Consider the following 20,785-nt stretch of genomic DNA (forward strand, 5'->3'; position numbering starts at 1 on the left):
TGACCAGTGGCTTGCCATGCGGCGCGAGGCAGTTAAGCCGGTGTTCAATCGCGCGGCCTAGTGTCGCACCCTCGCTTTGAAAGTCCGGGCGCCCGCGCGAGATGCGAGCCTGCCCGCCGCGAACTGGAGGATTCTCCCGCCACCATGCCGAGCCTGCTCGCCTATGCCGCGCCGCTTGCGCTGCTGGTCCCGATGATGGGGCAGGGCATGGACGTGCCGCTCGCAGACCGAGCGGAGGGGCAGGAGGGCATCGTCCGCGTCGACGAAGGGATCGACCGCGAAGAGCCCGAACAGGCCTCGCCCCGCGCGCTGCCCCCTGCGCCGCTGCCCGCGACAGCGCCGCTCTCGGCCTTTCGCGAAGGGCAGGTCGCCCACCAGGTCCGCATCGAACAGCGCGTCGTCGTCCGCATCTCGCCGGCCCGCCCGACCACACGCCAGCAATTGCTCGCCACGCTCCCGCGCGAGGAAGTCGCCACGCGCTACGAGGAGCGCAAGATGGCCAAGTGCCTTCCGGTGGAACGGATCGCCGGGGTCCAGACCGGATCGGGCAACCGCCTCGTCCTGTTCCTCAAGGATAAGCGGATGGTCACCGTCAACCTCGAGAAGACCTGCCGCGCGCGCGATTTCTACTCGGGTTTCTATGTCGAGAAGAACGAGGACGGGAAGCTGTGCGTCGACCGCGACCGCATCAAGAGCCGTACGGGGCTCAAATGCGAAGTCGAACGGATGCGCCAGCTCGTCGCGGTCGAGGAATAGGGCTCGCCGCTGGCGCGGGGCGCGGGTTTCCTTGACTTTCATGGCCGTTTGAGCGAAGGCGCGCGCGATTTCGGCGGCGTCATCGCTGGCCGGATGCAGCAAGCGGCAGGGCTGTCCTGCCTTTACCCGGACATTACCACACGCATGACTTTCGCCGATCTCGGCCTTTCCCCCGAATTGCTCAAGGCCGTCGAGGACGCCGGCTATTCCGAGCCGACCCCGATCCAGGCCCAGGCCATTCCCGCCGTCCTGATGATGCGCGACCTGATCGGCATCGCCCAGACCGGCACCGGCAAGACCGCGAGCTTCGTGCTCCCGATGATCGACGTCATGGCCGCCGGGCGCCGGCGGGCGCTGATGCCGCGTTCGCTGATCCTCGAGCCGACCCGCGAACTCGCTGCGCAGGTGGCGGAGAATTTCGAGAAATACGGGGCGAACCACGATCTCAAGATGGCGCTGCTGATCGGCGGCGTGCAGATGGGCGACCAGTTGAAGACGCTCGATGAAGGCGTCGACGTGCTGATCGCGACTCCGGGCCGCCTCATGGACCTGTTCGAGCGCGGCAAGATCCTCCTCAATGGCTGCGAGCTGCTCGTCATCGACGAGGCCGACCGGATGCTCGACATGGGCTTCATTCCCGATATCGAGTTCATCTGTTCCAAGCTTCCCGAAAGCCGCCAGACCATGCTGTTCTCGGCGACCATGCCCCCGCCGATCGAGAAGCTGGCGTCGAAATTCCTTTCCAATCCCAAGCGAATCGAGGTCAGCCGCGCGGCCTCCACCAACGAGAACATCACCGCTTTCAAGATCCCGGTGAAATCGCGCCAGAAGCGCGAGACGCTCGAATGGCTGCTCGCGAACGACGAGGTCGAGACCGCGATCATCTTCTCGAACCGCAAGACGACTGTCCGCGAACTCAACAAGCACCTGCAGAAGCGCGGCTTCGCCTCGAGCGAGATCCACGGCGACATGGACCAGTCGAGCCGTTTGAAGGAACTCGAGCGTTTCAAGAAAGGCGAGGTCAACATCCTCGTCGCCTCCGACGTCGCGGCAAGGGGCCTCGACATCAAGGGCGTCTCCCACGTCTTCAACTTCGACACGCCGTGGCACCCGGACGATTACGTCCACCGCATCGGCCGAACGGGCCGCGCCGGGGCCAAGGGGCGGGCCTTTACCTTCGTATCCGAAGAGGACGCAGAGGCGATCGAGAATGTCGAGAAGCTGACCGGCAGCCCGATCAAGGTCTTCGGCAAGGAAGACGTGCGCGTGCCGCTGGCCGAGCCGGGCTCGGACGACGACAAGGGCAGCTCGGGCAAGGGCAAGGGCGAGAGCAAGGCCGGGGCACAGGACGAGGACAAGCCCAGGCGCTCCTCGCGCCGCCGCCGCGACGGGGAGGGCGACGATGCGCCCGAAAAGCCCAAGCGCGAACGCGCCCCGCGCAAGGAACGCTCCGACGATAAGCCGGAACGCAAGTCCCGCTCGCGCCGCCGCGACGAGGAGGACGAGCCGGTCCCGGCAGGCGAATGGAACGGGCCGCGCCCGAGCTTCCTCGACATCGGTTTCAGCTGATCGCGGGCCTTCCGACCGCGCTTTTCGCAAGTTGATCAAAGCCATCCGGGGCGCGTTGGAGGGGGAATTCCTTGTAGGATCGATCCGCGCGTCCTTCAGGATTATTTCCTTTATAAAACAATATATTGCTTCATATATGCCGTGGCCCTACCGCACCGGGGGCCGCCCTGTCGCGCGGACTTTCCTGCACGTCCTCGGCCGCCAGGTAGGCGCGGAGCATCGCGCTCATCTCCCCCGCCATCCGGTCCGCGTCCAGCGGCGCGCCGAGATCGTCGACGATCCAGCGATGGGCGAGCGCATCGGCGGTGTCGACCAGCAGCGCGGCCTTGAGTGAGGGCTCGATGACCTTGCCTGCCAGCCTTTCTGCGACCGCCGCGACGCTCGCGGCGCGCAGCGCCTCCACCCGCGCGCGCTGTGCGGGGTCCAGCGGCACTTCGCTCGACAGGACGCGGTGGAGGCGCGGGTCGGAGCGGTGCAGGTGGATCGCGGCATCGACCAGCGCGCGCGCGATCTCTGGCGGTTCGGCCTGCGCCGGCAGGCCCGCTGCCGCCTCGGCCAGCGCGGCCTCGCCCTCGGAGAGGTGGCGGTCGATCAGGAGGTCGATGACGGCGCGTTTGTCGGCGAAATATTCATAGACCGACCCCACCGACACCCCCGCCACTTCGGCCAGCCGGTTGGTGTTGAGCCGCGCCAATCCCTCCTCCGCCAGAATCCGAGTCGCCGCTTCGAGGATCGCCTCGACCGTCGCCTTCGAGCGCGCCTGCGAAGGCCGCCGCCGCGCGGATTTCTGCCTGTTGCCGCCCATTGGCGCGCTCCTGTCCCAACCCGAGTATGCGAACCCGAGCAATTGCTCGATAATCGCGCCGTCATGCAAGAGAGAACCTTTGCCGATTCCCGATCGTGGGCCGAATACCGGGCGATCCTTGCGCGCGCCTTCGGCCTGGCCTTTCCGTGCGAACCCGACGAGCGCTTCCGCGAAATGCGCGGACACCGGGTGCGCTACGACCTGTGGGAATCGGTTGGCGAGACGCAGGGCACGCTCGTTCTCGTCCACGGGGGCGGCGGTAACGGTCGGGTTCTCGCCCCGGCGGCGCTGCCCGCGCTCGCGGCGGGCTGGCGGGTGGTCGCACCCGACCTGCCCGGCTACGGCCTGACCGCGCCCGCGCCGGGCTTCGACTGGGACATCGCCGAATGGCCGCGCGTCGTCGCCGACTTCGCGCGCGCGGAGCCGGGGCCGGTGGTCCTTATGGGCTTGTCGTTGGGCGGCATGGTCGCCGCACTCGCCGCCGAGGCGGAGCAGCGGGTTGCGGGCGTGATCGCGACGACGCTGGTGGACCCGTCGGACCCGGCGATATTCGATCGCATCGCGCGCTGGCGCTGGCTCGGCCGCGCGAGCCGGGTCGCGTTTCGCCTCGCGCCGGGCCTCGTCGATCGCCTGCGCCTGCCCCTCGCGCTAGCCACGCCGCTCGCCGCGATGACGAGCGATCCCGAACTCGCCCGCTGGTTCGCGCGTGACCCGCTGATCGGGCGGCGCCGGATACCCGCGCGCTTCTTTCGCAGCATACACGAGGCCGCTCCCGCGCGGCGCCTGTCCTGCCCGCTGCTGCTTGTCCATCCGGGGGCGGACGCGTGGACCCCGACCGCGCTCAGCCTGCCCGCCTTCGAGCCGCTTCGCGCGCCGGACAAGCGGTTGGTCGAACTCACCAACGGCGCGCACCTGCCGCTCGAACAGCCCGCCTTCGCCGAACTCGGTGCGGCGGTGAGAAGCTTCCTGCACAAAATTGCGCTCGCTTGACGTAGGGGAAGCTCCGCGATAGCCGTGTTGCCGGACTAATACAGTCCCTGCGGATTGGAGGGTGGATCATGCCACGTATCGCTTCGTTCATCGCCATAATCGCTCTCGGCCTCGCCGCCGCGCAGCCGCTCCATGCCGCCGAAGAGGGCGCGCCCGCGATCACCCCGCTCCCGCTCGAATTCTCCGCCGAGGGGCTTTCCGGACCCGGCGCAGTGCCCTTGCGCGAAGCTCTGCCCGATGCGCAGTTCGTCTCGATCGGAGAGGATCACGGCTTCGCCGCCGCGCCGTTGCTGGTCGCCGCCTTCGCCGCCGAGGGACGACGCCACGGCTTCGCCAATTACGTGATCGAGGTCGGCCCCTACAGTCTCGAATGGATGGAGGAACACCTGCGCGCGGGCGGTGCGGACGCGCTCGCCGCCGCACTGAAAGGCCGCCCGCTCGCCATTCCCTTTCTCTCTTACCGGGAGGAGGCCGAGGTCGCCGCCGATTTCGTGGCCGCCGGCGGCGCGCTGTGGGCGGTGGACCAGGAATTCCTCGCCTCGCCGCTCATTCATCTCGAATGGTTCGCCGCGCGCGCCGAGGATGCGCCGAGCCTCGATATGCTGGTCGAAGCCGAGCGCGAGGCTTTCGCCAAGGGCGATCAGCGCTCGGTCTTCATGGCCAATGCCGGGCCGGAGCTGTGGGCCGAATTGCGGGAGATCTTCGCAGGCGACGATGAGGCGCTCGGCCGGATCGACGCGCTCCAGCGCAGCCAGGCGATCTACATGGCGAACTTCACCGGACGCCTGCTCGACAATAATCTCGACCGGGTGGCGCTGATCCGCGAGCTGTTTCTCGCGCGCTACCGGCAGGCCCAGGAAGCGGACGGCGCGCCGCCCAAAGCGATCCTGAAGATGGGCGCGACCCATGCCGGGCGGGCGACATCGCCGGTGCTGACCTTCGATCTCGGCTCGCTGGTGGAAGGCATCGCGGCGGCGAACGGGATGGAGGCGCTGCACGTCGTCTATCTCCCCCTCGGCGGGGAGCAGCGCGCGATCCTGCCGACGCCGGACGGGCCCTTCATGGTGAAACCGGCGACAGGCGGCGACGAATTGGCTGGCGTTCTGGAGGAAGCCGGCGTGGACCTCGCGCCCGTAAGGGCCGGGCAGGGGCATTACCTGATCGATCTCGAACAGGTCCGCCGCGCGCTGGGGGCGAAGCGGATCGCGCAGGCTGATGAGATGGTGCGCTTCATCGTGCTGGGCTTCGACTGGCTGGTGACGAGCGGAGATGCCGCGCCCGCGACACCGCTGGTCGCCGAATAGGCTCTAGCCGACGACTTTCACGAAGCTGTCGATCACGCGCTTTTCGCCCGCGTCCTCGAAATTGATCGTCAGCTTGTTGCCTTCCTGGTCGATCACGCAGCCGGTCCCGAACTTGTCGTGGTGGACCATCGCGCCGATCGCGATGTCGCTGCGACCCTCGCCGGCGAAGCTGGCGGCGGATCGACCGGTTTCGCGGATGCGCTGCTGCTTCGTCTCGTAGCCCGACGCGATGGCGCGCTGCCAGCCGGGGCCGCGGGCCTGCGCGCGCTCGGGCCGGTCGCGGGCGACATGGGCGAAGGGATCCTCGTTCTCCGACCAGTTCGCGCGCCACAGCGATGCGCCGCCGGTCAGCGTCGTTTCCTGCTCGATGTGTTCCTCAGGCAGTTCCTCGATGAAGCGGCTGGGGATGGAACTCGTCCACTGGCCGTAGATGCGCCGGTTGGCGGCGTGGAGGATCATGCAGCGCCGCCGCGCGCGGGTGATCGCGACATAGGCGAGGCGGCGCTCTTCCTCGAGGCTGGCGAGCCCGCCCTCGTCGAGCGCGCGCTGTGAAGGAAACACGCCTTCCTCCCAGCCGACGCAGAACACGTGGTCGAATTCGAGGCCCTTGGCGGCGTGGATCGTCATGATCGTGACCGTCTCCTCGTCCTCGCGCCCGTCCGTGTCCATGACGAGGGAGACGTGTTCGAGGAAGTCGCCCAGCGTCTCGTATTCCTCCATCGCGCGGGCGAGTTCGGTGAGGTTTTCCGCGCGCCCCGCGCTTTCGGCGGACCGGTCGGCGGCGAGCATGGCGTTGTATCCCGATTCCTCGAGCACGAGGCGCAGCAGGTCCGCCGGGGTCATTTCCTCCGCCGCCTCGCGCCACGACAGGAAGGAGCGCAGCAGCGCTTGAATCGTGTTCGCCGCGCGCTTGGGCAATTCGTCGCTATCGGCCAGTTGCAGCGAGGCGGCGGCGAGCGGCAGGCCGACGCGCCGGGCGTGCTGGTGCATCTTCTCCAGCGTCTTCGCGCCCAATCCGCGCTTGGGCTGGTTGTAGATGCGTTCGAAGGCGAGGTCGTCCTGCGGCTGGGCGATCACGCGCAGGTAGGCGAGCGCGTCGCGGATCTCGGCGCGTTCGTAGAAGCGGAATCCCCCGATGATCCGGTAATTGACCCCGATCTGGATGAAGCGGTCCTCGAATTCGCGGGTCTGGTACTGGGCGCGCACGAGGATCGCGACCTGATCCAGTGGCGCGCCTTCGCCCTCGAGCCGTTCGATCTCCTCGCCCACGCGGCGCGCTTCTTCCGGAGCGTCCCATACGCCGATGACGCGCACCTTCTCGCCGCCGTTCGCCTCGGTCCACAGCGTCTTGTCGTGGCGCTGGCTGTTCGCGCGGATGAGACCCGAGGCGGCGCCGAGGATATGCGGGGTCGAGCGGTAGTTCTGTTCCAGCTTGACCACGTGCGCGCCGGGGAAATCCTTTTCGAAGCGAAGGATGTTCGCGACCTCGGCCCCGCGCCAGGAATAGATCGACTGGTCGTCGTCGCCCACGACGCAGATGTTCTTGCGCTCCTGAGCGAGCAGGCGGAGCCAGAGATACTGGACCGCGTTGGTGTCCTGATATTCGTCGACGAGGATGTAGCGAAAGCGCTGCTGGTATTCCGCCAGCACGTCGTGGTGCGCGCGGAAGATGTTGAGGACGTGCAGCATCAGGTCGCCGAAATCGCAGGCGTTCAATGCCTTCAGCCGCTCCTGATAGGCGCGGTAGAGCGCCTGCCCGCGCCCGTTGGCATAGGCTTCGCTCTCGGCGGCATCGAGATCGTCGGGGTTGAGCCCGCGGTTCTTCCAGCGGTCGATGAGCCCGGCCAGCTGCCGCGCGGGCCAGCGCTTTTCATCAAGATCGTTGTCGGCGATGAGCTGTTTCAGCAGGCGGATCTGGTCGTCGGTGTCGATGATCGTGTAATTCTGCTCCAGCCCGACAAGCTCGGCATGGCGGCGCAGCATCTTGGCGCAGATCGAATGGAAGGTGCCGAGCCACGGCATTCCCTCCGCGCCCTGTCCCAGCAGAGCGCCGACCCGCTCGCGCATTTCGCGCGCGGCCTTGTTGGTGAAGGTGACGCACAGGATTTGCGAGGGGTAGGCGCGGCGCGTCGCGACGAGGTGGGCGAGCCGGGCGGTCAGCGCGGCAGTCTTGCCCGTGCCCGCGCCCGCCAGCATCAGCACCGGGCCTTCGGTCGTCAGCACCGCCTCGCGCTGCGGCGGATTGAGACGCGCGGCATAGGGCGGGACGCCGGAGTCCTGCTGGGCGGGAAGGGGGCTGTGATCGGTCATGCTGTCCCGGTGAACAGGTAGGGAACGCGCGGCGGGGCCGCAACCCGATGGCTTCGGTTTTCGACCGCTGCTTGCCCATGCCCGGCGAGCCGTGGAACCCGGGAAATTCGGAACCTCGCGCCCGGCCTTCCCATTGATTCAGTGTAAACGAACCGAATGGAGGACCGAAAATCATGAGGAATTTCCTAGCAATCGCCGCCGCCGCCACGCTTTCGGCCGGTATCGCCGCGCCCGCCATGGCGGACGACCACAAGAACGACCGCGCGGACTGGAAGGCGCAGTCGCCCGAAATCGTTGAAACCAACGCACAGGGCAAGGCCACCAAGGTCCGCGTCGAGGGCGAAGTCTACGAGGTGTGCATGAACGAATCGCAGGACGGCTGCATCCAGCCGCGCGCTGCGGGCCTTAATTGGGGTGACTATCCCGCGATGGACTTCCCGGAAAACCGTCGTGGCTAAGGTGTCACCGACAATCCGAACCGAAACGGGGGCGGCTCGCACCGCCCCTTTTTCGTGCGCGTCTACGAGGCGGTGAGCAGCGTGAGCTTGCCCTTGCCCTTGCCGAGCGTGCGTTCGGTCTCGACCGCGAGTCCCTTGACCGAAACCTCCTCGTCCCGCCCGGTTTCGAGCGCGATCCAGGTCGCCTCGCCGATCCATCCCAAACGCAGCATACGGTCGAGCGCGACGGCCCCCGCGCCCGTTCCATAGGGCGGGTCGAGCAGTATCAGGTCGAGCGGCTCGCGCGCCGCGCGAAGGCCCATGACCGAGCCCGCCTCGACGCTCGCCCGCGCGCCCGCATCGAGGCTGCGGATATTGGCCCGGATCGTATCGAGCGCTGCGCGGTCCTGCTCGACGAAAAGGCAATGCGCCGCGCCCCGCGACAGCGCCTCCAGCCCGAGCGCGCCCGAGCCTGCGAACAGGTCGGCGACGCGAAGCCCCTCGAAACTGCCGAGGCGGCTCGTGAGCATATTGAACAGCGTCTCGCGCGTGCGGTCCGCGGTGGGCCGCGTCGCCTCGCCCCTGGGCGCGTCGATCCGCCGCCCGCGCCATTCGCCCGCGATGATCCTCACGGCCTGCCCTTCCTGAGCGAGCTGATGAAGCGCCCGACATCCTGCTTGCGCAGCCGCACCGCCGCCCCGCGCGGCAGGTCGCCCAGTTCGAACGGGCCGTAGGCGGTGCGGATCAGGCGGTTGACCTTGAGGCCGAGCCATTCGAGCACCCGTCGCACCTCGCGGTTCTTGCCTTCGGTGATGGTCATCTCGACCCACACGTTGCGGCCCGACCCGCGTTCGAGGTTCGCGTCGATCGAGCCGTAGCGCACGCCTTCGATCTCCACCCCTTCGATGAGGTCGTCGAGCTGTTGCTGGCTGACCTCGCCGAAAGCGCGCGCGCGGTAGGTGCGCGGCACGCCGGAAGAGGGCAGTTCCATCAGCCGCTTCAGCTCGCCATCGTTCGTGAGCAGCAGCAGGCCTTCGGTGTTGATGTCGAGCCGGCCCACCGGCATCACCCGCGGCGCGTCCTTGGGCAGGGCGTTCACCAGCGCGTCATAGATGGTCGAGCGGCCCCTGGGGTCGCGCTCCGCCGTTATCAGCCCGGTCGGCTTGTGGAACGCAAAAAGCTGCGCGGGCTCGGGCGCGGCGACGGGTTTTCCATCGACGCTGACGCCCCTGAGAGAGGTGAGGAAGGTCGCGGGGGTCTCGACCGGCTTTCCGTCGATCGTGACACGACCCTCTCCGATCATGCGCTCGACCTCACGGCGGCTGGCGATGCCTGCGCGGGCGAGCAGTTTCGCGATACGGTCCCCTTCGGGGCGGTCGTCCTGGCGGGGAGGCTTGGTCGGCATGGGGCGCTCGGTTACGCGCCTAGTTCGCCGCGCGCAACGCCTCGCTCACCAGTTCGTCGAAGCGCACGATCCCCCCTTCGAGCGTGCCGAGCGTGAGATGCGGAACGGCTCCGCTTTCGAGCCCCTGCTGGCCGAGCTCGGCAGCCCGGAAATCCTCCGAGGCGAACACGCCCCCGTCGAGCAGCGCCCAGCTTCGCTCCCAATGGTCGCGCGCCTTGTCGGTTGCGGGCGGCTCGGGGATGAGCATGAAGTCCTCTACCAGCGTGCGGTCATGGGCCTGCGGCATCAGCACCATGACGTTCACGTAATCCGGGCTCGGCACGATGATCGTGGCCGGCATCAGCTGGTAGGCGAAAGTCACGACCCGGCGAAGCTGCGCCATGTCGGTAAGGTCGAGCCCTTCCATCTCTTCCAGGCGACCGACCGCCGAACGCTGGTGCGGCCCGACGAGGTCGCCGCTGGTGATCCCGTCCTTGAAGAACGGCCCGATCGTCTGCGCGTGAAGCCGCGTCACATGGTAGCTTTCGAGGAAGGCGTCCATGATGAGCTTCCAGTTGCCCTTCACCTCGTGAGTCTTGCGGCGGAAGAGGTGCGCCTCGGGCATTCCGAGCGCGGCGAAATCCTCGCCCAGCTGCTCGGCATGGCTGAAATCCGCCCCTTCGCGCGGTGCGAACCAGATAAGCCCGCCCGCTTCCACGCTCGGCAGTTCGACGAGACCGTATTCGGACTTGTCGAGACCGGGGAAGGTTTCCGGGCGGGGCAGGGCGAGGAGCTTGCCGTCGAGGCGGTAGGTCCAGGCGTGATAGGGGCACACGAGCCGTTTCGCGCATTGCACGTCCTCACCCTCGACCAGCCTTGTCCCCCGGTGACGGCAGACGTTGAGGAAGACGTGCGCTGCGCCGTCCGAATCGCGCGTGACGAGCAGCGGACGCCCGGTCGCATCGTGCGGCACGGCCATGCCGGGATCGGGCAGCAGCGCGCTGGGACACAGCACCTGCGGCATCCGGTCGAACAGCGCCGCCTTTTCGCGCGCGAAGTGATCGGGCGAGGTGTAATTGCTTGCCGGGACCGTGCCGACGCCGGGCGAGACGCGGCCCTCGCCGTGGCGGATCGCCTCGGCGAGCGCGAGCTGGCCTGCGGTGGGGCGTTTTTCGGGAGCGGTGTCGCTCGACATGGTTGTGCGCGTGTTCATCGCGGCGTTCCTATTTCCTCTCTCAGCGCCTAATGGTGCAGGAATATGGAGACGACGACAAGCATGGCGCATATCGCGACGACCGGCGGAACCGGGGCAAATGGCTGAAGCAGCGAAGAAAAAGCCCGGCTGGCTGACGCTCGCGCGGGCCATGCGCAACCCCAAGACGGCCTTCATGGCGCTGTTCGGCTTTGCCAGCGGCCTGCCTTTCGCGCTGTTCCTCGGCACGCTCTACGCCTGGCTGTCCGAGGCCGAGGTCGACCTCGAGACGATGGGCGTCTTCTCGCTGATCGGGCTCGCCTATGCCTTCCAGTTCCTGTGGTCGCCGCTGATCGACAAGGTGAACATTGCCGGGATCCACCGATTGGGGCGGCGCAAGCAGTGGATGGTCCCGGCACAACTTCTGCTGGGCGCGATACTCGTCACGATGTCGCTGCTCGAGCCCAGGACGCAATTGGGCTGGTTCTCGCTGTTGGCCGGGATCGGCGCCTTCGCCAGCGCGACGCAGGACATCGCTATCAATGCCTGGCGCATCGACGTCGCGGATGAGAAGGCGACGCTCGACATCCTCTCGACCGTCTACCAGATGGGCTATCGCCTTGCCGCGCTGGTGGGGGGCGCGTTCGGCCTCATCATCGCCGCGCGCATCGGATGGCCGGAGACCTACGCGCTGATGGGCGCGATCCTGCTCGCCATCGGTTTCATCGGCCTCTTCGCGCCCGATCTTCGCTCGGGACGGGGCGAGCGCGACGAGGAAGCGGACGAGCAATTGCTCGCGCTGCGCAAGGCCGGCGAGCTGCGGCCGGAAATCCGCGCCCGCGCGCTTGGCGTTGTCGCTCTGCTGTGGGCGGGGGCGATCGGCGTGGTCGTCACCTTCATGGTCATGTCGCTCGCCTATCCGCCGGAGCAGCGGCCCAATCCGACCGAGTTCACGCTCAATTTCGGCCCCTGGATCATCGTCGCCACGGTCGTGATTCCCGCGCTGATCGCGGGCTGGCTCGCCGCGCAGAAGCGCGAGGGAACCAACCTGCTCGCAAGCGACGAGCCGCCCTCGCAAGGGGCGGGCTTCGTGATGGACCACCTCTACCGCGCGCTCGTGCTGCCGCTGGTCGAATTCGTCGGGCGCATGGGGTGGAGCCTCGTCCTCATCCTCGCGCTGGTGCTGACCTACCGCATCTGCGACCAGATCTGGGGGACCTTCGCCTATCCCTTTTACCTTGGCGAATTGCAGTATTCGAACGACGAGGTCGCCTTCGCGTCCAAGTTCTTCGGAGTCTTCGCGATCCTTGCCGGGCTTGCCGTGGGCGGAGTGCTGCTGACCGCGATCGGGCGCATGGCGACGCTGACCATCGGCGCGCTGCTCGCCGCGCTCACCAACCTGCTTTATGCCGACCTCGCGGTGGGCGGCGCCAATATGCAGCTGGTGAGCGATGCGGTCGGCTTCACCTGGGCGATTTCGCAGGTCCCCGTGATCGGCAGCGCGAGCCTTGCCAAGCTCACCTTCACGATCTTTTTCGAGAACCTCGCCATCGGCATCGCGGGGGCGGCTTTCGTCGCCTATCTCTCCTCGATCGTGAACAAGCGCTACAGCGCGGTGCAGTATGCGCTGCTGTCCTCGCTCACGCTGCTGGTGGGCACGCTGGGGCGCGGGGCGCTGGGCGAAATGATCGAGGATCGCGGCTATTTCGACGTCTTCGTGCTGACGACCTTCATCGGGCTGGTTGCGGTGGTGCTGTGTCTTGCCGAATGGTGGCGGCAGTCGCGTTCGGGCGCGGCTTCGGGGGTCGTGACGCCCGAAGCGCAGCCGGCGGAATAGCTCAGTCGGGCATCTCCTCGTTGAGGCGCAGGGCCTCCCCCGCGAGGTAGAGCGACCCCGCGATCAGCACCGGCAGGCCGTCATCCGGTATCGCGGCCAGCGCGCGCGGCAGGTCGGGCGCGGCCCGTGCGGCCTCGCCGAAGACTTCGGGCGGGTGCGCCTCATGGCCGGGCACGGGCACCACGGTGAGCGTGGCGATGCTCTGTCCCATCGGCTCGACCAGCGCGCGCGGATCCTTGTTCGCCAGCATCCCGAGCACGAGATGGACGCGCTGTCTTGCGAAATGCGCCGCCAGCATTGCCCCCGCGCTCGGGTTGTGGCCCCCGTCGAGCCATGTCTCGCGCCCGCCCGTGAGCGGACCGGGCCCAAGGCGCTGGAGCCGCGCGGGCCATGTCGCCGCGGTGATGCCCCGCTCGATCGTCTGTTCCCGGACCGCGATGCGCGACTGATGGCGCAGCATGGCGATGGCGAGGCCGGCGTTGTCCACCTGGTGGGCGCCGGGAAGCGCGGGCAGCGGCAGGTCGAGCGCGCCCGCGCCGTCTTGATAGGAAAGCTGTCCGCCTTCCGCGCGGGCCCCCCACGCCTGCCCCTGCGCGAAGAGCGGCGCATCGAACCGGCTCGCCTGCGCCGCCACCGCTCCCGCCGGGAGCGCATCGTGGCGCAGCGTCACAAGCGGCACGCCCGCCTTGGCGATTCCCGCCTTCTCGAATCCGATCCGCGCCATCGGCTCCTTTGGCGTGCCTTCCTCCGGGGCGAGCAGGAACTTTTCATGGTCGAGCCCCAGCGCCGCGATCCCGCAGGCGGCGAGCACGTCAGGCTCCAGCACATTGGTCGCATCGAAGCGTCCGCCCATGCCGACTTCGACCACGCAGGCGTCGGCGGGCACCCGCGAAAAGGCGCAGAAGGCGGCGGCGATGGTGACTTCGAAGAAGCTGGGCCCAAGATCCTCGCCCGCATCCAGCACTTCTTCGAGCAGGTCCGCCAGCATCGCATCGCCCATGAATTTTCCGGCAAGCCGGATGCGTTCATTGTAGCGCACGAGGTGGGGGCTGGTGGTGACATGGACGCGGTAGCCTTGCGCCTCGAGGCAAGCGCGCAGGAAGGCGCAGACCGAGCCCTTGCCGTTGGTCCCGGCGACGTGGAACACCGGCGGCAGGGCGCGGTGCGGGTTGCCGAGACGGTCCATCAACGCGCGGATGGTGTCGAGCCCGAGTCTTCCCTGCGGGACGCTCAGGCGCGAAAGCCGGTCGAGCTGGGATTGAACGCGCGGGTCGTCCGACCGCCCGAAATCGAGCATCGGCGCGCTACGCCGCCGCGCTCGGCTGGAGGTAGTCGAGCACGGTGGCGAGCTGCGCCTTAAGGTCGCGGCGATGCACCACCATGTCGACCATGCCGTGCTTGTGGAGATATTCCGCGCGCTGGAATCCTTCGGGAAGCTGCTCGCGGATCGTGTCCTGGATCACCCGCTGCCCGGCAAAGCCGATCAGCGCGCCGGGCTCCGCGATATGCACGTCGCCGAGCATGGCATAGCTCGCGGTGACGCCGCCGGTCGTGGGGTCGGTGAGGACGACTATGTAGGGCAGCCCCGCCGCCTTCAGCCGCCGCGTCATAACGGTCGCGCGCGGCATCTGCATGAGCGAGAGGATACCCTCCTGCATCCGCGCGCCGCCCGCCGCGGTTACGACGACGTAGGCGCAGCGCCGCTCCAATGCCTTTTCAGCTCCGTCGATGAAAGCCTGCCCAACGGCCATGCCCATCGACCCGCCCATGAAGGCGAAATCCTGCACGCCGACCACGGCAGGGCGTTTGTCGATGGCCCCGGAACCCACCACGAAGGCATCGTCATGCGGGTTAGCCGCGCGCGCGGCCTTGATGCGGTCGGTGTATTTCTTCGAATCGCGGAATTTCAGCGGGTCTTCCGTAACCTGCGGAAGCGGGAGCAATTCATATCCTTCGTCGAGCAGCAATTGCAGCCGCGCATCCGCCCCGATCCGCCCGTGATGGTCGCAGCGGGGGCAGACCCTGAGATTCTCCTCGTATTCCTGGACGAAGAGCATCTCCTGGCAGTTCGAGCACTTGATCCACAGATCCTTCTCGGTGCTCTTCTTCTCCGAGCCGAAGCCGAGCGAATTGCGGACGCGGGTGAACCAGTTCATGTGTCTTGCCTCTCGCGCGCGGATCTGATCGCGCCCACCATTGCCGAAGTCAGCTCCTCTAGCCGTTTCGGCGCGTCCTTGCCAAATTCGCCGACGAGATCGACGAAGGCCGAGCCGACCACGACCCCGTCCGCAACCCGCGCGATTTCGGCGGCCTGATCGGGCGTGCGCACGCCGAAGCCGACCGCGACGGGCAGGTCGGTCGACTGCTTGATGCGAGCGACGTTCGTCTCGATGCTGTCGATCGCCGCCTGCTGCTTGCCCGTGATCCCGGCGACCGAGACGTAGTAGACGAAGCCTTCCGAGCCTTCGAGCACGCGCGGCAGGCGCGCGGCGTCGGTGGTGGGCGTGGCGAGGCGGATGGGGGCGATGCCCCGCGCGCGCAGGGCGGGGCCGAGCGCCTCGTCCTCTTCGGGCGGAATGTCGACGCAGATGACCCCGTCGATGCCCGCGCTGGCGCATTGGTCCGCGAACCAGTCGGCCCCGCGCCGGATCATCGGGTTGGCATAGCCCATCAGGACGAGCGGGATGTCGGCGTGCCGCTCGCGGAAGTCGCTTGCGATCCGCAGCACGTCGGCGGTCGTCGTGCCCGCGCCCAGCGAGCGCAGGTTGGCGTTCTGGATCGCGGGGCCATCGGCCATGGGATCGGTGAAGGGCATCCCCAGCTCGATCACGTCCGCGCCCCCGCGCGCAAGTGCATCGAGATTGGCGGCGGTGTCCCCGTCGCCCGCGGTGATGAAGGCGACGAAGGCTGCGTGGGGCTTGGCGAAGGCGGTGGCCAATCTAGTCACAACGGAATGTCCTTCTTCGTAAATAGGCCCCAGAGACCGCATACGACGGCGACAATCAGCATGAATATCGGCACGCCTTCCCAATGAAATTCCTCAGCACGGAATGATTTAATCGCGATCAGGACTGGCGAAAGCAGCAGACCGATGCCGAAACCCTTGAGGCCTCGCATCGGGCTGAAACTTCCGACTAATCGTTCGAGCAATGAGGGCTTAGCGCCCACGATGGGGCCGTCATCGTCCCACCTCACATCTCCACTCCCAGCTTCTCCGCCACGGTGAAGATGTCCTTGTCGCCCCGTCCGCACAGGTTCATCAGGATGATCTTGTCGCGGTCCATCGCCTTGGCACGCTCCGCCACCGCCGCGATCGCGTGGCTCGGCTCCAGCGCCGGGATGATCCCCTCGGTGCGGCAGAGCAGCTTGAAGCCCTCGATCGCCTCGTCGTCGGTGACGGCGGTGTATTCGACCCGGCCCGACTCTTTCAGCCAGGCGTGTTCCGGCCCGATGCCGGGATAGTCGAGCCCCGCGCTGATCGAGTGGCCCTCGGTGATCTGGCCGTCCTCGTCCTGCAACAGATAGGTCTTGTTGCCGTGGAGCACGCCCGGCGCGCCGCCGAGCAGGCTCGCGGCGTGCTCGTCCCCGTCGAGCCCGTGGCCCGCGGCTTCCACGCCGAGCATCTTCACAGAATCGTCGTCGAGGAACGGGTGGAACAGCCCGAGCGCGTTCGACCCGCCGCCGATGCAGGCGACGAGAAGGTCGGGGAGGCGCCCGGTGCGCTCGAGCATCTGGGCGCGCGCCTCGGTGCCGATCACGCTCTGGAAGTTGCGGACCATCTCGGGATACGGGTGCGGGCCCGCCGCCGTGCCGATGATGTAGAAGGTGTCGTGGACGTTCGCGACCCAGTCGCGCAGCCCTTCGTTCATCGCGTCCTTCAGCGTGCCCCGACCGCTGGTGACGGGGACGACTTCGGCGCCCAAGAGCTTCATGCGGAAGACGTTGGGCGATTGCCGCCGCACGTCCTCGGCGCCCATGTAGATGACGCAGGGCAGGCCGAAGCGCGCGCACACGGTCGCGGTCGCGACACCGTGCTGGCCCGCGCCGGTCTCGGCGATGATGCGGGTCTTGCCCATGCGCTTCGCCAGCAGGATCTGGCCGATGCAATTGTTGATCTTGTGCGCGCCGGTGTGGTTGAGCTCGTCGCGCTTGAACCACACCTGCGCGCCCCCGAGCGCCTCGGTAAGCCGCTCGGCGAAATAGAGCGGCGAGGGGCGGCCGACATAGTGCTTCATCAGGTCGTCGAATTCGCGCGCGAATTCGGGGTCGGCCTGCGCTTTCCTGTATTCGCGCTCGAGATCGAGCACGAGCGGCATCAGCGTCTCGGCGACATAGCGCCCGCCATAGTCGCCGAAATGGCCGCGCTCGTCGGGAAGCGCGCGGAAGGAATTGGGGATTGCGTCGTTCATCATGTCTCTCGTGCTGAACGCGCCGCGTGACAGAAGGCCGCGATTCTGTCCACGTCCTTGACGCCGGGCGCGCTTTCGAGGCCCGAGGAGGCATCGACCAGCGGCGCGCCCGTCGCGCGGATCGCCTGCGCCACGTTGTCCGGGTTCAGCCCGCCGGCGAGTCCCCACTCGGTGGCATGGTCGTGGCTCGCCAGCAGCCGCCAGTCGAAGCCGACGCCATTGCCGCCGGGCAGCGCGCCTGCGGCCTCCGGCGGGGGCGCATCGAACAGCAGGCGGTCGACCGATCCCGCATAGCGCGCCGAATTGGCGAGCGTCTCCGCGCTCCGCACACCGATTGCGCGCCAGGCTTCCACGCCTGTCTTCTCGCGCACCAGCGCGATCCATTCGGGCGTTTCCGAGCCATGGAACTGGATCACGTCGGGCTTCGCCACTTCGATCGCTCTGGCGGTCGTCTCGATATCGGCGTTGACCAGCAGCAGCACCGCCTTGACGCTGGCGGGAAGGTCGCGGCGCAGGCTTGCCGCCTGCTTCAGCTCCACGTGGCGAGGGCTCGGCTCGAAATGGACGAAGCCGACATGGCTCGCCCCGGCTTCCACCGCGGCGGCGACGGTTTCGGGGGTCGAGAGCCCGCAGATCTTGATCAGCGTCATGCTCCGATCCCTAGGCCGCGCGCGCGCCGAGGTGAAGGGCGAAGTGCTTGAACGCGAGAGCAAGGCGCGGCATTGTCGCGCTCCGCATCAGGGAGGGATCGTCCATGAATTTCCGTATCTTGTTCGCTTTGGCGGGCGCCTTCGCGCTGGCTGCGTGCAACCCGGTTGAACAGTTCGGCATCGCCGAGGAGCGCATCGACACCTTCCACGCGCGCTACAACGAGGGCGATGCGGGTGCGCTTTACGCCATGACGGGGGAGACCTTCCGCGAAGTGACCGATCCCGAGGACATGGGCAGCCTCGTCGCCATGTTCACCGCCCGGCTGGGCAGGATCGAATCGAGCGAGCGCAGCGGCTTCAACACCTCGTTCAACAACGGGCTCAACGTGACGACCGTGACGATGGACACGCAGTTCGAACAGGGCGCGGGCACCGAAACCTACATCTTCCACGGCACGGGCGAGGACATGGAACTGGTCGGCTGGCAGGTGAATTCGCCGCGCCTGATGCTGAGCCCGGAGGAGATGCGGATGCTTTCCGAAAACGAAGGCACGGCAAGCCCCGAGCTTCCCGAGCGGCGGGTCATTCCCGAGCGTTCGGCCGACTGAACCTGAACCGCCAGGGACTGCTAGAGCGTCGCCTCGATCGCGCGCGCGGCGGCTTCGGGATCTTCCGCCCGGCTGATTGGACGGCCTATCACCAGCACGCTCGCCCCCGCATCGCGCGCTGCGCGCGGGGTGACGACGCGCTTCTGGTCGCCCGTGCCCGATCCGGGCAGGCGCAGGCCCGGCACGACGAAGAAGCCGTCTTTCCACGCCTTCTTGACGCGGGAAACCTCGTGGCCCGAGCACACGATCCCGTCCAATCCCGCCTCGTGCGCGAGTTCGGCAAGGCGCATGACCTGCGTTTCCTCGCTGCCGTAGATGCCGGTCTTGGCAAGATCGTTCGTGTCGAGGCTGGTGAGCATGGTCACGCCGACCACCTTGCATCCCTCGGCAGCGGCGGCCTTGGCATCCTCCATCATCGCGCGCCCCCCGCTCGCATGGACGGTGACGATGGCGGGCTCGTAGACATGGATCGCCTGCATCGCGGCGGCGACCGTGTTGGGGATGTCGTGGAACTTGAGGTCGAGGAAGATGGGAAGGCCCATGTGGGCGATTTCATGGACCCCGTGCGCGCCGTGGGCGCAGAAGAATTCGAGGCCGAGCTTGACCCCCCCGATATGCGCCTTGACCTTCGACAGCAGCGCCTTGGCCGGCTCGATCTGGGGAACATCGAGGGCGAGATAGACCGGATTGCTCACGTTCACTCCGATGGGTTTCGCGGTGTCGGGGTGAGCGTGTCGCCGCTTGCAATGTCGCTGTCCACACTTTTCGGCGCTTGCGTGGCGGCAGGCGCGGGCGCGTCCCCGTGATCCGGGTCGTGACGGCGCGACATCGCATTCGACTTGATCGAGTTTTCCAGGCTGCGGATGCGGCGCTGGAGGCTCCATTTGACGCTGCGGTGATAGAGCCACATCGGGAGAGCGCCGAGCAGGAAGGCTACGATGACGAGCGCGGGGACTTTCGTCTCGAGCACGAGATTGTCCCACAAGGTGACCTCGACCGGTTCCCAGTTGAAGAAGGAAAAGGCGAGGATCGCGAACAGGATCAGCACCCAGGCGATGGTTCTCACGATCTGCATTGGGGCTTATGTCCTCTCCTGTTGCGCCTTGCGCGCCAGCCTAGGCGATTGCGCGCGTGGGTCCAAGCCCGCCCGGCCTAGGCGTTCAGCCGAACACCCGCGCGAAGATCGTGTCGACCTGCTTGAAATGGTAATCGAGGTCGAATTTCTCCTCGAGCTCGGCTTCGGTGAGCGCGGCGGTCACGTCCGCATCGGCCTTGAGCAGGTCGAGTAGCGAGAGCGTGCCAGAGGACTCCCACACTTTCATCGCGTTCCTCTGGACGATGGCATAGGCGTCCTCGCGGCTCACGCCCGCTTGCGTCAGCGCGAGCAGGACGCGCTGCGAATGAACGAGCCCGCCCATCGCATCGAGATTGCGCTGCATCCGCTCGGGATAGACCAGCAGCTTTTCGACCACCCCGGTGAGGCGCGCCAATGCGAAATCGAGCGTGATCGTCGCGTCCGGCCCGATGAAGCGCTCGACCGAGGAATGCGAGATGTCGCGTTCGTGCCAGAGCGCGACGTTTTCCAGCGCGGGCAGGGCATAGGCACGGATCATGCGCGCTTGGCCCGTGAGGTTCTCGGTCAGCACCGGATTGCGCTTGTGCGGCATTGCGCTCGAGCCCTTCTGCCCGGGCGAGAAATATTCCTCGGCTTCCAGCACCTCGGTGCGCTGGAGGTGGCGGATTTCGACGGACAGGCGCTCGATGCTGCCCGCGATCACCGCGAGCGTGGCGAAATACATTGCATGACGGTCGCGCGGGATGACCTGCGTGCTGATCGGTTCGGGGGTGAGGCCCATTTTCTCCGCCACATGGGCTTCGACCGCCGGGTCGATATTGGCGAAGGTGCCAACCGCGCCCGAGATCGCGCAGGTCGCGATTTCCTCGCGCGCGGCGATGAGGCGCTTTCGGCAGCGGTCGAATTCGGCGTAGGCTTGCGCCAGCTTCAGTCCGAAGGTGACGGGTTCGGCATGGATGCCGTGGCTGCGACCGATGGTGGGAGTGTACTTGTGCTCCTCCGCGCGGGTCTTGAGCGCTTCGAGCAGCGCGTCCATGTCCTCGAGCAGGATGTCGCTCGCCCGCGCGAGCTGCACGGCAAGCGTCGTGTCGAGCACGTCCGATGACGTCATGCCCTGGTGCATGAAGCGCGCCTCTTCACCGACCTGCTCGGCGACCCAGGTGAGGAAGGCGATGACGTCGTGCTTGGTCACGGCCTCGATGGCGTCGATCGCGGCGACGTCGATCTGCGGGTCAGTCGCCCACCAGTCCCACAATGCCTTCGCCGCCGATTTCGGGACAACGCCCAGTTCCCCGAGCTTTTCGGTCGCGTGGGCCTCGATCTCGAACCATATGCGGTATTTCGCCTCCGGTTCCCACAGGGCGGTCATGGCGGGGCGGGCGTAGCGGGGGACCATCGGGAGGCTCCGGTGAAGGTGAAAGGGTGAGCGGCGGCTAGGCCGCGCGCCCGATTCAATCAA

General features: G+C 67.2%; 21 protein-coding genes. 7 read left to right on the plus strand and 14 right to left on the minus strand.

Annotation, left to right across the window (positions count from 1 at the left end; all coding sequences use genetic code 11):
- Positions 1–144 precede the first annotated feature (144 nt).
- Positions 145–756: a hypothetical protein gene (locus tag G9473_RS03360; protein WP_291136001.1), complete on the plus strand. Its 612-nt coding sequence runs from the start codon at positions 145–147 to the stop codon at positions 754–756.
- Between the two features lie 144 nt (positions 757–900).
- Positions 901–2,325, plus strand: a complete 1,425-nt coding sequence (locus G9473_RS03365) for a DEAD/DEAH box helicase (RefSeq protein ID WP_291138192.1) — start codon at positions 901–903, stop codon at positions 2,323–2,325.
- Positions 2,326–2,455: 130 nt separating this feature from the next.
- On the opposite strand, the gene G9473_RS03370 is transcribed toward G9473_RS03365, so the two are convergent.
- Positions 2,456–3,130, minus strand: a complete 675-nt coding sequence (locus G9473_RS03370; protein WP_291136003.1) for a TetR/AcrR family transcriptional regulator — start codon at positions 3,128–3,130, stop codon at positions 2,456–2,458.
- Positions 3,131–3,193: 63 nt separating this feature from the next.
- On the opposite strand from G9473_RS03370, the gene G9473_RS03375 reads away from it, so the two are divergent.
- Positions 3,194–4,120: an alpha/beta hydrolase gene (locus G9473_RS03375; protein WP_291136005.1), complete on the plus strand. Its 927-nt coding sequence runs from the start codon at positions 3,194–3,196 to the stop codon at positions 4,118–4,120.
- A gap of 68 nt (positions 4,121–4,188) precedes the next feature.
- Entirely contained in the window at positions 4,189–5,424 is a 1,236-nt protein-coding gene (locus tag G9473_RS03380) for a hypothetical protein (protein ID WP_291136007.1), read from the plus strand.
- A 3-nt stretch (positions 5,425–5,427) separates the two neighbouring features.
- Here G9473_RS03380 and G9473_RS03385 read toward each other — a convergent pair whose 3' ends face one another.
- Positions 5,428–7,734 carry an ATP-dependent helicase gene (locus G9473_RS03385; RefSeq protein WP_291136009.1) on the minus strand — a complete coding sequence of 769 codons (2,307 nt, stop codon included), beginning with the start codon at positions 7,732–7,734 and terminating at the stop codon, positions 5,428–5,430.
- Positions 7,735–7,907: 173 nt separating this feature from the next.
- Between G9473_RS03385 and G9473_RS03390 the strand changes: the two genes are divergently transcribed.
- Positions 7,908–8,192, plus strand: coding sequence for a hypothetical protein (locus G9473_RS03390; protein WP_291136012.1), 285 nt, complete (start codon positions 7,908–7,910; stop codon positions 8,190–8,192).
- 62 nt (positions 8,193–8,254) lie between these two features.
- On the opposite strand, the gene rsmD is transcribed toward G9473_RS03390, so the two are convergent.
- Genes rsmD through G9473_RS03405 form a run of 3 tightly spaced genes read right to left on the minus strand, consistent with a single transcriptional unit; the run spans position 8,255 to position 10,768 of the window.
- The gene (rsmD, locus tag G9473_RS03395) at positions 8,255–8,803 is read right to left on the minus strand and encodes a 16S rRNA (guanine(966)-N(2))-methyltransferase RsmD (protein ID WP_291136014.1); all 549 of its coding nucleotides are present in this window, start codon (positions 8,801–8,803) and stop codon (positions 8,255–8,257) included.
- Positions 8,800–9,576, minus strand: a complete 777-nt coding sequence (locus G9473_RS03400) for a pseudouridine synthase (protein ID WP_291136015.1) — start codon at positions 9,574–9,576, stop codon at positions 8,800–8,802. Before G9473_RS03400 ends, rsmD begins: the two co-directional genes overlap by 4 nt.
- Positions 9,577–9,595: 19 nt before the next feature.
- Complete coding sequence (locus G9473_RS03405; protein WP_291136017.1) at positions 9,596–10,768, minus strand: SRPBCC family protein; 1,173 nt, start codon at positions 10,766–10,768, stop codon at positions 9,596–9,598.
- 100 nt (positions 10,769–10,868) lie between these two features.
- Here G9473_RS03405 and G9473_RS03410 point away from each other — a divergent pair, with 100 nt between their 5' ends.
- Entirely contained in the window at positions 10,869–12,584 is a 1,716-nt protein-coding gene (locus G9473_RS03410) for an MFS transporter (RefSeq protein ID WP_291136019.1), read from the plus strand.
- Position 12,585: 1 nt separating this feature from the next.
- Here G9473_RS03410 and G9473_RS03415 read toward each other — a convergent pair whose 3' ends face one another.
- From G9473_RS03415 to G9473_RS03440, 6 genes are read right to left on the minus strand one after another with little or no spacing between them, the layout of a single operon-like run.
- Positions 12,586–13,881 carry a folylpolyglutamate synthase/dihydrofolate synthase family protein gene (locus G9473_RS03415; RefSeq protein ID WP_291136021.1) on the minus strand — a complete coding sequence of 432 codons (1,296 nt, stop codon included), beginning with the start codon at positions 13,879–13,881 and terminating at the stop codon, positions 12,586–12,588.
- A 7-nt stretch (positions 13,882–13,888) separates the two neighbouring features.
- Entirely contained in the window at positions 13,889–14,740 is an 852-nt protein-coding gene (gene accD / locus G9473_RS03420) for an acetyl-CoA carboxylase, carboxyltransferase subunit beta (protein WP_291136023.1), read from the minus strand.
- Positions 14,737–15,531, minus strand: a complete 795-nt coding sequence (gene trpA, locus G9473_RS03425) for a tryptophan synthase subunit alpha (protein ID WP_291136025.1) — start codon at positions 15,529–15,531, stop codon at positions 14,737–14,739. The genes accD and trpA overlap by 4 nt, the downstream gene beginning before the upstream one ends.
- Entirely contained in the window at positions 15,528–15,779 is a 252-nt protein-coding gene (locus tag G9473_RS03430) for a hypothetical protein (RefSeq protein ID WP_291136027.1), read from the minus strand. Before G9473_RS03430 ends, trpA begins: the two co-directional genes overlap by 4 nt.
- Positions 15,776–16,993: a tryptophan synthase subunit beta gene (gene trpB / locus G9473_RS03435; protein WP_291138194.1), complete on the minus strand. Its 1,218-nt coding sequence runs from the start codon at positions 16,991–16,993 to the stop codon at positions 15,776–15,778. The genes G9473_RS03430 and trpB overlap by 4 nt, the downstream gene beginning before the upstream one ends.
- On the minus strand, positions 16,993–17,643 hold the full coding sequence (locus tag G9473_RS03440; RefSeq protein ID WP_291136029.1) for a phosphoribosylanthranilate isomerase: 651 nt from the start codon (positions 17,641–17,643) through the stop codon (positions 16,993–16,995). The genes trpB and G9473_RS03440 overlap by 1 nt, the downstream gene beginning before the upstream one ends.
- 104 nt (positions 17,644–17,747) lie before the next feature.
- Between G9473_RS03440 and G9473_RS03445 the strand changes: the two genes are divergently transcribed.
- Entirely contained in the window at positions 17,748–18,251 is a 504-nt protein-coding gene (locus G9473_RS03445; RefSeq protein WP_291136031.1) for a hypothetical protein, read from the plus strand.
- Positions 18,252–18,271: 20 nt separating this feature from the next.
- On the opposite strand, the gene pyrF is transcribed toward G9473_RS03445, so the two are convergent.
- From pyrF to purB, 3 genes are all read right to left on the minus strand, one after another.
- Complete coding sequence (pyrF, locus tag G9473_RS03450; protein ID WP_291136033.1) at positions 18,272–18,946, minus strand: orotidine-5'-phosphate decarboxylase; 675 nt, start codon at positions 18,944–18,946, stop codon at positions 18,272–18,274.
- A 2-nt stretch (positions 18,947–18,948) separates the two neighbouring features.
- Positions 18,949–19,326 carry a LapA family protein gene (locus G9473_RS03455; RefSeq protein ID WP_291136035.1) on the minus strand — a complete coding sequence of 126 codons (378 nt, stop codon included), beginning with the start codon at positions 19,324–19,326 and terminating at the stop codon, positions 18,949–18,951.
- A gap of 85 nt (positions 19,327–19,411) precedes the next feature.
- The gene (purB, locus tag G9473_RS03460; protein WP_291136037.1) at positions 19,412–20,722 is read right to left on the minus strand and encodes an adenylosuccinate lyase; all 1,311 of its coding nucleotides are present in this window, start codon (positions 20,720–20,722) and stop codon (positions 19,412–19,414) included.
- Positions 20,723–20,785 lie beyond the last annotated feature (63 nt).

It is taken from the genome of Erythrobacter sp. (assembly GCF_011765465.1).
Classification (GTDB): Bacteria; Pseudomonadota; Alphaproteobacteria; order Sphingomonadales; family Sphingomonadaceae; genus Erythrobacter.